At 71.7% G+C, this 7,150-nt stretch carries 6 protein-coding genes; 2 read left to right on the top strand and 4 right to left on the bottom strand.

From position 1 onward, the window contains the following. Nucleotides 1–184 precede the first annotated feature (184 nt). The 4 genes from QH470_RS22180 to QH470_RS22165 form a co-directional block, all read right to left on the bottom strand. The gene (locus QH470_RS22180; protein WP_400182945.1) at nt 185–1,057 is read right to left on the bottom strand and encodes a L,D-transpeptidase; all 873 of its coding nucleotides are present in this window, start codon (nt 1,055–1,057) and stop codon (nt 185–187) included. Nucleotides 1,058–1,426: 369 nt separating this feature from the next. Beyond that, nucleotides 1,427–2,809: a cytochrome P450 gene (locus QH470_RS22175; RefSeq protein WP_280274276.1), complete on the bottom strand. Its 1,383-nt coding sequence runs from the start codon at nt 2,807–2,809 to the stop codon at nt 1,427–1,429. Between the two features lie 62 nt (nt 2,810–2,871). Further along, entirely contained in the window at nt 2,872–4,122 is a 1,251-nt protein-coding gene (locus QH470_RS22170; protein ID WP_280274275.1) for a serine hydrolase domain-containing protein, read from the bottom strand. 77 nt (nt 4,123–4,199) lie between these two features. Beyond that, the gene (locus tag QH470_RS22165; RefSeq protein WP_280274274.1) at nt 4,200–4,724 is read right to left on the bottom strand and encodes a DUF6764 family protein; all 525 of its coding nucleotides are present in this window, start codon (nt 4,722–4,724) and stop codon (nt 4,200–4,202) included. 171 nt (nt 4,725–4,895) lie between these two features. Between QH470_RS22165 and lppU the strand changes: the two genes are divergently transcribed. Then, nucleotides 4,896–5,504, top strand: coding sequence for an LppU family putative lipoprotein (lppU, locus tag QH470_RS22160; RefSeq protein ID WP_280274273.1), 609 nt, complete (start codon nt 4,896–4,898; stop codon nt 5,502–5,504). A 33-nt stretch (nt 5,505–5,537) separates the two neighbouring features. Beyond that, nucleotides 5,538–7,112: an MFS transporter gene (locus tag QH470_RS22155; RefSeq protein ID WP_280274272.1), complete on the top strand. Its 1,575-nt coding sequence runs from the start codon at nt 5,538–5,540 to the stop codon at nt 7,110–7,112. The last annotated feature ends 38 nt before the right edge of the window (nt 7,113–7,150 follow it).

Raw genomic sequence — 7,150 nt, 5'->3', positions numbered from 1 at the left:
GTCGGTGCGCGAACCATCAGTCATGCCCGCCTGCTTTTGGGCGGGGGGCCCGCCGAAGGGGGGTGGATACCCGGCCAAAACATTCGGGGGTGGCGGGGAAGCTGGCGGGGTTGCGGGGCACTGCGTTGGCGCTATGGGCGGGCCACCCCCCCCCCCGGGGGCCCCGCCCACTTCACGTCGGGCGTCAGTTCCAGTCGCCCATGCCGTCGCTGGCACTGAGGGTGCCGGTGGAGTTCTGCACGATCACCGGGTCGCCCTTCTGCGCGTTCTCGAAGAACCACTGGGCGTCGGCCGGGCTGACGTTGAGGCAGCCGTGGCTGGTGTCCGAAACACCCTGCTGCGGCACCGACCACGGGGCCGAGTGCACGAAGATGCCGCTGTTGGACAGGCGGGTGGCGTACTCGACCTCGAGCTTGTAACCCTCCGGATCGGTGGTCGCGACCCCGTAGGTGGAGGAGTCCATGATCATCTTCCGGTTCTTCTCGCCCACGTAGTAGGTGCCGTTGGGCGTCTCGTGCTTGGGCTTGCCCATCGAGGTCGGCATCTCCCGGATCACCTCGCCGTTGCGGGTGACGGTGATGGTGTGGGTGGCGTCGTCCGCGGTCGTGATGACCTCGTCGCCGACCTTGTACGCCACCTTGGTGCCGCCCGCCTCCACGGTGATATCGGAGTTGGCGGGCCAGAAGTTCTCCGGCCGCCACCGCACCTGCTTGTCGCCGTACCAGTAGAAGTGGCCCTGGGTCGGATTGGACGAGGTGATGCGGATGGCCTTCTCGGCGGCGGCGTGGTCGCCGACCGGCTCCTTGAAGTTGATGACGACCGGCTGGGCCACGCCGACGACGTCGCCGTCACCGGGACCGATGTTGGGTGCGGCGAAGTTGGCCGGCGGCAGCGCCGGCGGGTTCTTCAGCGGCGCGGCGCCCGGCTCGGGCTGCGGCTGCGGCACCGCGGCGGGCGCGCCGGGTACCTCGGGGCCGCCCGGCCACAGCGGCGCGGCGGACGCGGGCGCGAAGGCGATCGCTCCGGCGGCGGCCGCGGCCAGCGATAGCACGCCGATCCGGGTCGCTCGGGTCGCCGTGCCCCGTCCGGGTCTCCGACTGGAAGTGGTGCGCACAGCCGTTCGTCCTCTCCATCCTCATTTCGCACGCGGATACGCGAGCAGGAAGATCTGTGGTGCGTGGGCTCCACGGTCGACCGTGAAGCGGGACCCCAACCCGGCATCCATTACTACATCCCACGCCGTCACACGCCAATTGCCTTCTGGCGGTTATGAAGAACGATCAAACTTTGTGCGCTGCGTCACTCCGACGCCGACCGGTTCCCCGGCCGGGGTGTATGCGCCGTTCGGGTCGGCGAGTCGGACCGCGGTGGGGGTCCGCGGGTGCGAACCGGACCGATACTCCAGCAAACATCATTGTGATGCAAATCACTTTCGACTGGCGGATCGCGGACATGCCGACACGATGTCGAAGGTGATGCCCGCATGTGGACCGGTGGCGATGTTGTGCGGCACGGCCAGCGGAATTCGGCCGCGCGCATACCTCGGCGACAGCGCCGGAACCACCTGGCTCAGCAGCGTCGCGAGCACGATGCGGAGTTCGTAGTCGGCGAGCGGGGCGCCGAGGCAGCGGCGGTGCCCGCCGCCGTAGGGCGCGAACTCGAACGGACCGTAGTGGCGCGCGAGAAAACGCTCCGGCCGGAACCGCTCCGGCTCCGACCAGACCGCCGGGTCGGAGTGCAGCAGCGGCAGGGCCAGGCCCATCGTGTCCCCGGCGGCCAGCGTCACCCCGCGCAGCGTGAACGGCTCGGTCAACCGGCGCAGCACGATCGGAACCGGCGGATGCAAGCGGAGCGTCTCCTGGCAGACCGCGTCCAGGTATGGCAGCCGCGCCAGCTCGTCGGGGCCGAGATCGCCGGCCGCGGCCAGCTCGCCCCGCAGCCGCCGCAGCGTCTCCGGCTGCCGATGTAGCCGGAACAGCGCCCAGACCAGGCTGGTGGCGGTGGTCTCGTGACCGGCGACGAGCATGGTGCGCAGGTGATCACGCAGGTCGTCGTCGGAGAGGGCGGCGCCGTCGGCGTAGGTGGCCGTCAGCAGCGTGCTCAGGATGTCGGTCCCGGTCGCGCCGGCGGCCCGCCGCTGTGCGATATCGGCGTCGATCAGGCCGTCGAGCCGGTCCTGCGCGGCGCGGAACCGGTCCCACGGCGCGTGGCCGAATGCCCCGCGGCGCAGGGCCGGGACGAGCATCAGCGGTCCGGTGAACGCCGTCAGGAACGCGGCGATCGCGGCGACGTACTCCGCGCGGCGGGCCGGGTCGTCCACGCCGAACACCGCCGCCAGGATCACCCGCAGGGTGATCGCCCGCGCCGCCGCACGGCCGTCGATCCGCGTGCCCGGCCGCCACGGCGGCGTGCTCCCCGCCCCGTCCATCTCGTCCAGCACCGCGTCGCGAACGGTGTTGCCGTACCGGCGAATTCGGTCTCGATGAAACGCGGGAGCGAGCAGCGTCCTTTCCCGCCGGTGCCGCTGCGCGCGGGCCAGAATCAATGAGGCCGAACCGACCAGCGGTTCAATGGGATTCGGTTGCGGCGGCGTCAATATCTCGCGCGGCGCGCGGAACAATTCCGTGGCGCCCGCACTCGTTCCGGTGAACAGCACCGCGCCGAATCCGGGAAATCGGACGAAGAACGGATCGCCCTCGCGATTTCGCCGCCACCGGAAATACCGTTCGAAATCAATTCCGGCCCACACCGCGTGGAACAACGTCAGCCGCGGTACCCGTGGCGGCGTGTCCATCGATCGTGCGTTCATGTGTGTCGACACGACCGACGACGCCGGCCGGTTCGAATGTCCGCACCGGCGGCACGACGCCGTCAGCCGCGGTCGCGCAGTACGGCGGCACGCGCCAGTCCGGCCAGCCGGGCCATCCGGCCGTCGCCGATCGTGGTCACCGAGCTGCCGAGGCGGTTGGTGACGAAGGCGACCGACATGCCCAGCTCGGGGTCGGCGAACGCGCCGGAGCCACCGACGCCGTAGTGGCCGAAGGCCTTCCGCGGTGGATGCCGGGAGAGCACGAGCGGCCGGTGGTAGCCCAGGGTGAAGGGCACCTGCACGCCGAGCACGTAGTCGCGGTGGCCGGTGCGCTGCACCCGGTTGATCGTCTCGATCGTTTCCGGCCGCAGCAGCGGCGTCTCGGCGAGATCGTGCGCCGGGGCGTCCGGTGCGAGGCGGCCGTCGTAGGCCAGCGCGCCGTACATGCGGGCCAGGGCCCGCGCCGTGAACACGCCGTTGAACCCGGGAATCACCGCATCGTGCACGCGCGGGTCCACCACCAGCAGGTCCAGTCCGGCGGGCATACCGGCCTCGGCGACGGCGGCCAGCACGCGGGCGCGGGCGATCCACGAGGAGGCGGTGTCCCATCGCATCCCCGGCACGTTCAGCCGCGGGAATGTGCGGGCGATGCGATGCCGCTCGGCGGGCGGCACCCGATACCAGAATTCCGGGGTGCGCAGCGGTTCGGCGATCTCCCGGCGCAGCACCTCGGTGAAATCGTCGCCGGTCACCCGCTGTACGAGTTCGGCGACCAGCCAGCCGAAGGTGACCGCGTGATATCCGGAGGTCTGCAGCCGCCGCGGATCGGGGACGCCGTCGGCCAGGGCGGCCACCATGGCGTCGTAGTCGAGAATGCCGTCGGGGTCGGTGGCGAGACCGCGCACCCGATGCAGTCCGGCCCGGTGCGACAGCACATCCCGGACCGTGATGGTGTCCTTGCCGTGGGCGGCGAACTCCGGCCAGTAGTCGGCCACCGCCGCCTCATAATCGATCAGCCCGCGCTCGGCCAGGCGGTGCAGCACGGTCGACGCGACACCCTTGCCGGTGGAGAAGCTCAGCGCCACGGTGTCCCGCTGCCAGCGCAGATTCGGTGCGGAGTACCCGGCCCACACGTCCACCACGGGACGTCCGTGCAGGTACACGGCGAACGCGCCGCCGCCGCGGGCAGGACGGCCGAACATCCGGAAGAACCGGTGCACCACGGAGACGAAGCGCGGATCGATCACCATCTGCCCGGCCGACTCGGTGGGCGGCAGTTCGTCGTCCGGCGCCTCGGGCGTTCCCGCGACCATGACCGCCCTCCTGTCACCGCCGCCGCGCGGCCGTTGTCGTGCACGGCCCGCTGCGCGCTACGGCGGGCCCGGAAAGGTCAGGGTAGCGCGGCGGCGGCGGTGTGCCAGAGGCCCACGGGTGTCGCCAGGCATGCGGCGCCGCTCCGCGAATCCCACACCAGCGCCGCCGATCCCAGGCAGGCGATCGCGTGCTGCTGCGAATCCAGCTGTGCGCGAGAACCGTTCATCGCCAGGGTGACCGCGAGCCGGCCGTTGTCCGGTACGGCGCCGATCGAGGTGTAGGCGTAGGCGTCCGGGCCCAGGCCGATCGCCACGGGCATGCCGCTGACGCCCTCGCTGGCCCCGATGCCGCCGGACGCGCCCACCCCCAGCGCGGTCGCGCCCGCGGCCGCCTTCGCGTAGCCGACTCCGTCGAACCCGGCGGCGCGGGCGTGCGCGGAATCGTCGGCCGCCGCCCGGCAGGCCGTGCGCCCGTCGACGACCGTGATGTCACCACCTGCGGCGGAGTCGCAATGCACGTCGGTTGCCGAGGCCGCTCCGGCACCTCCGACGCAGGCCCCGACCGCGGCCGCCGAGCAAGCGATTGCGCTGATCAGCTTCACGGTGAACTCCCTTCGGGCCGACCACCCCCACCATACCCAGATCGTTTGCTGGAACGCCGAATCCGACTCGCGCGCCAGGCCGTGCTCCTCGGCCGGTTAGCATGACGCCAGAAACGGCGACTTCGAATCCCGGGTGCGAGTTCGAAGCAGGACGACTCGGGGAAGGTTTCGATGGCACATTCGTGGTCTCCGAGGCGAATACTGCTCGCCGCGTCGGTCGTTGTCGCCGCCGCCGGTCTCACCGCGTGCGGCGCGGACATCAGCGGTCACCCGACGGCGTCGGGCCCCGGCTCCCGGACCGCGACGGCCACGTCACGGCCCGCGCCCACCTCCGGCCGGGCCGTTCCCACCACCGTCCCGACCACCGGCGGCCACGTCGATTTCCACGCCGAGATCGGGGACTGCGTGAATCTGGGCGGCACCAACGAGGAGGCGACCATCGCCAAGGCGGCGTGCGGCAGCCGCGAGTCCAATTACAAGGTGGTCGGCAAGGCGCCGACCTCCGAGCAATGCGCGTCCGACACCGACAACGCCTACTACGAGGAGCTGCGCGGCCGCGAGACCGGCGCGCTGTGCCTGGACCGGGACTGGGTGGTCGGCGGCTGCATGGACATCGGCGGCGGCGTCACCAAGCGCATCGACTGCGGCGCCCCGGCCGTCGAGGGCGTGCGCGTGCTGAGCATCCTGCGGAACACCGACAGCGTCGACGCCTGCCCGCACGACGACGGCGGATTCGTCTACGACCAGCGCCGATTCGTGGTCTGCGTGCAGGATCTCTGAGCCGGCCGGGCCCGGGAGCCGTAGCCTGGGCCGGTGAGTACGACGGAGTTGCCGCGGCTGAGCTCGACGACGGGCCGCTGGATCGTGCTGGCCACCGTGCTCGGGTCGTCGGTGGCGGCGCTGGACGCGACGGTCGTGAACATCGCCCTGCCCCGGATCGGCGCGTCGCTGCACACCGGCGTCTCCGGATTGCAGTGGACACTGAGCGGTTACACGCTGACGCTGGCCTCGTTCATCCTGCTCGGCGGCGCACTGGGCGACCGGCTCGGGCGGCGGCGCATGTTCGTCTGGGGCACAGTCGCTTTCGCGGCCGCCTCGGTGCTGTGCGGTGCGGCCGTGAACATCCAGATGCTGGTGCTCGCGCGGATCGTGCAGGGCGTGGCCGGAGCGCTGTTGACGCCGGGCAGCCTGGCGTTGATCTCCTCCTCCATCGATGAGCGGGATCAGGGCGCGGCGATCGGACTGTGGTCGGGGTTCGGTGGCATCGCGGGCGCGCTCGGACCGTTCCTCGGCGGGTGGCTGATCGAGGTCGCGGGCTGGCGGTCCATATTCCTTATCAATCTGCCGCTGGCCGCGATCGTGGTGGCCGTGTCGATGCGGCACGTCCCGGAGAGCCGCGACCCGGACGCCCCGGATCGGCTGGACGTGCCTGGCGCTCTGGTGGTGGCGGCCGGGCTGGGGGCGCTGACCTTCGGGCTGATCCAGGCCATGCCCTGGCTGAGCGTGGCGGGGCTGGCGCTGCTGGGCGTCTTCGTGCTGATCGAACTGCGTAGTGATCACCCGCTGGTGCCGCCGGCGCTGTTCACGGGTGCGGCCGGGGTGTCGGATCCGGCGCGAGCCCGTGATCCGCGGTCCGGCCGTGTCTTCACCGCGGCCAACCTGGTGACGCTGGCCGTCTACGCCGCTCTCGGTGGCGTCTTCTTCCTGCTGGTGCTGCAACTGCAGCAGGTCGCCGGGTACTCCCCCTTGTTCTCCGGCGTGGCCACCCTGCCGATCACGGTGCTGATGCTGGCGCTCTCGGCGCGGGCCGGGCGGTGGGCGCAGCAGCACGGGCCGCGGTTGCCGATGACCGCCGGGCCGCTGCTGGCCGCGGTCGGTGTCCTGCTGCTCTTGCGCATCGGCCCGGATTCGGCGACCGCCGCCGGGTATGTGCGCGATGTGCTGCCCGGCGTCGTGGTCTTCGGCCTCGGGCTCTCGGCGCTGGTCGCGCCGCTGACGGGCGCCGTGCTGGGTGCGGTGCCGGCGGGCGAGGCGGGGATCGCCTCGGGTGTCAACAATGCCGTGGCCCGCACCGCGCAGTTGCTCGCCGTGGCGGCCCTGCCGGGCCTGGCGGGGATCTCCGGATCGATCGGGGACGTGTCGGCGATCGACCACGGCTTCACGGTGGCGATGCGGATCTGCGCCGGACTGCTGGTCGCGGGCGCCGTGCTGGCGGGGGTGCTGCTCGGGACGCCGCGGCGCGCGCGGCCGGAGGCGGCGCCCACGGTCGATTGCCTGCCGCACTGCGGCGTGACCGGTCCGGCCGTGCAGCCGGAGCGCTCCGGACGCGCCGCCGGGGGGGGGGATAGGGCGACGGAAACCCCAGGCGAGGGACCTGGCGGCGATTGATTACCCGACGAGGAAACGGCGGGGGAGGGCGGGGGGTT

Origin of the sequence: Nocardia wallacei (assembly GCF_029868745.1) — a bacterium.
Classification (GTDB): Bacteria; Actinomycetota; Actinomycetes; order Mycobacteriales; family Mycobacteriaceae; genus Nocardia; species Nocardia wallacei_B.
The sequence above is the reverse complement of the archived record's forward strand: the minus strand, read 5'-3'. Positions and strand labels throughout refer to the sequence as shown.

Excerpts from the sequence above, each read along its gene's own strand:
- lppU (WP_280274273.1), top strand. The coding sequence starts at position 4,896 with ATGGCACATTCGTGGTCTCCGAGGCGAATACTGCTCGCCGCGTCGGTC.
- QH470_RS22175 (WP_280274276.1), bottom strand. The coding sequence starts at position 2,809 with ATGAACGCACGATCGATGGACACGCCGCCACGGGTACCGCGGCTGACG.
- QH470_RS22170 (WP_280274275.1), bottom strand. The coding sequence starts at position 4,122 with ATGGTCGCGGGAACGCCCGAGGCGCCGGACGACGAACTGCCGCCCACC.